5 protein-coding genes are annotated in these 2,856 nt (G+C 32.8%); all 5 read right to left on the reverse strand.

Features of this window, described 5'->3' with window-relative positions; all coding sequences use genetic code 11:
* Nucleotides 1–119 precede the first annotated feature (119 nt).
* Entirely contained in the window at nt 120–356 is a 237-nt protein-coding gene (locus tag ACWI69_RS12130; RefSeq protein WP_448822092.1) for a hypothetical protein, read from the reverse strand.
* Nucleotides 337–549, reverse strand: coding sequence for a hypothetical protein (locus ACWI69_RS12135; protein WP_448822093.1), 213 nt, complete (start codon nt 547–549; stop codon nt 337–339). Before ACWI69_RS12135 ends, ACWI69_RS12130 begins: the two co-directional genes overlap by 20 nt.
* On the reverse strand, nt 539–844 hold the full coding sequence (locus ACWI69_RS12140) for a hypothetical protein (RefSeq protein ID WP_448822094.1): 306 nt from the start codon (nt 842–844) through the stop codon (nt 539–541). The genes ACWI69_RS12135 and ACWI69_RS12140 overlap by 11 nt, the downstream gene beginning before the upstream one ends.
* Nucleotides 841–1,029: a hypothetical protein gene (locus ACWI69_RS12145; protein ID WP_448822095.1), complete on the reverse strand. Its 189-nt coding sequence runs from the start codon at nt 1,027–1,029 to the stop codon at nt 841–843. The genes ACWI69_RS12140 and ACWI69_RS12145 overlap by 4 nt, the downstream gene beginning before the upstream one ends.
* An 11-nt stretch (nt 1,030–1,040) precedes the next feature.
* A partial coding sequence (locus ACWI69_RS12150; protein ID WP_448822096.1) for an AAA family ATPase occupies nt 1,041–2,856 on the reverse strand: 1,816 nt, incomplete at its 5' end.

The following is a 2,856-nucleotide window of genomic DNA, read 5'->3' on the forward strand; positions in this document are numbered from 1 at the left end:
TATCATCTAAATACTTTTCTGCTAGGATAAACTCTTTTAGTGCGGCACTTCTCCAAGTAACGCCAAGGTCAGGAAGTCCTTTACAAGCTCCTGCTAGATAAATTTTTAGTTCTTTCATCCTACTCCTCCATCATATATTTAAGGAATAAAGCTACATCATCCGGATTCTCACAACGAAGTTCTAAGGTATCTAATAACATGTCGCCTGACTGCACTAAAGCAGTCAAAACAAATCTGCATAGCTGACTATTAAGCACAATATTGTCACCTTCTGGAGAAATGATATCTACTCTACCCTTACACTGATCTACTACTTTAAAAAATGCATCAAAATCCTTAATTCGATTGATTTTCATTTGTGTCCTCCTTATCTTCTATATATAACTGGTACTCATTTTCAGGACAGCAAGCTGCTTTATACAACGTTGCCATAGAGAAAGCTTCACCCGGTTTAAATCTATCTATTTCTTTATATCTATAACAAGTTTCTTTCTTATCACATTCCACCGGATTTCCAGTACAAAAAGTAATATCATGACTAAAACCCATAACCCATCTCCTTCAACTTTTTAAACCACTTTTGTAATTTTTCTTCCGTATATAAAAAATCATTATCTTGTAACCACTTAACAAAATATTCTTCACTATGAAAGCAATTAGTACATCCATAAGAATAACTTGTATGTTCAAATGGAAGGCTGGTGTATATACATTCATATATGTTTTCTCTGCGAAATTCTAACCCACACTTTTTACACTCTCTCCAGAATATGGGTTTTATTTTCTTTACTCGTATAGATTTCAAATACTTTTGTATTTCAACTTTCCTTGAATCCCTTTTCATAAGATGTCTCCCATCGGTTCATTGATAAATTCATCTATTGATCTATAGTCTTTAAGCATAACAATTGCTCTGCTTAAAATACCCTCTATTTCACAATATCGAGCGCTATCAGCAATATCTGATAATTTATCAATCACCTGTGTAACTGTCATATTCCTATATGATGGTTCTCTATATTCTTCCATGCTTATACCTCCTAAAAATCAAATTTCTTGTTACATAACTCATCTAAATCATCCATAAGATAAGTCTGTCTATGGATAATCTGTTCTTTAGTAATTGCATATTGCAGAGCCTTAGTCTGAGCACATAATATAAATTTTTTGCTGGCTCTAGTAATCATGGTGTATAGAAGTTCTTTGTTGAGCATAATGAACATTGAAAAATCTATTCCGCCAATAACTGTATCAAACTGACTTCCTTGGGCTGAATGACAAGTTATTGCATATCCAAGTTCTATATAAGGAGCATGTGATTTTGGCACTTCTACATATCCAATTCCTTGGAAATCTATCAGAATATAATCATCTTTTATATCTTTTATGATGCCTAAGTTCCCATTAAAGATATCTACAACTGAGCCATCAGAATTAATTATCTGGTACTTATTCTGCTTATTTATAACTTTATCTCCTACTTTTAATACCCATTGAACTACTCCACTTTTCATAATTTTGTATTGTTTTTTTGATTTGGGGTTGTATATCTGTTGAGCTATATGATTTAAAGAAGCTACTGAAGATACTCCTTGCTTACAAGGAACAATGATTTGCACATCCAGAATAGATTTAGCATGTTTGATTTCTTCTTTAAAATACTTCACTATATTGTGATATGTATTGGATTTATCAGTATAGCAGTTGAGAATCATGTCCTGAAGTTCACCTCTTGTTTCTTCTCCAGTCCATCCATCAGAAGTTAATTGTTTTCCTTGTCTTACTCGAATACTTTCAGTAATAATGGCTGATTTCTGAGCTTGTCTATGAATTTTATCAAGGAAAATTGAAGATATATATTTAGATTCAAGCATATCAGCAGCTATTGCGCAGGAGCCTATAGATTCTAGCTGTCCTACATCTCCAATAAAGATTACTTTTGTTCCTGTTGCGCATGCTTTCAATAACTGTTTAAAAAGATAACCGTCAATCATAGACATCTCATCCACTACAATAATGTCATAATCTAAAGGATCACACTCATAATCAAATGGAGTCCTTGGATCTCCATATTTAAGTTTGAGCAATTTATGAATTGTTTGACTTTCTTTACCGGAAGCCTCACTAATTCTTGCCGCAGCTCTTCCGGCTAAGGCTACTGTTACACTTTTATAATCTTGCAGGATAGTAAGAATACCATCAATAATACTTGTTTTACCTGTTCCACCGTAACCGGAGATACAGCATAACTGATTATCGAGAACCATTTTAATACCCTCAAGCTGTTGTTCTGTATAGTCCCATCCTTGAGCTTTTTCTTTCTTTTTAATTATCTCTAACCAGTTACTATACTCAAATTTATTGGGAGCATTTTTTAATCTTACTAAATGTTCAGCTATTGAATATTCTAGGTCATAGTACCATTTTAATCCGATTTTAGTTTTATCTTTATTCCATACGATTGTTTCAGAATCTTTCAGATCATGCATTGCTTCTGCAATATTTAAATCAGGCACATCTTCTCCGATTTTATCTATCAATTCCTGCATAACTTCTTCTGAGTAACTAAATGATTTTCCATTCTCTCCTTGATTCCTTAGAAACATTTTAATGCAGGTTTTAATTCGATCTATTCCATAAGGATCAGCTCCATTCTGCAATGCTATATCATCGGCTGTTTTCCAACCTATCCCTCTTATGATTGTCAAATCATATGGATGATTCTTTACTACATCAACAGCTTTATCTATGTCTTCATGATAATATTTGATAATTTTTTCTATTAATTTATCGGTAATAGAATATCTGGCTAAATCAATATAAGCCTTGTGTTTATCATAGGTATCATTAAATTTC

The organism is Cetobacterium sp., assembly GCF_977044495.1.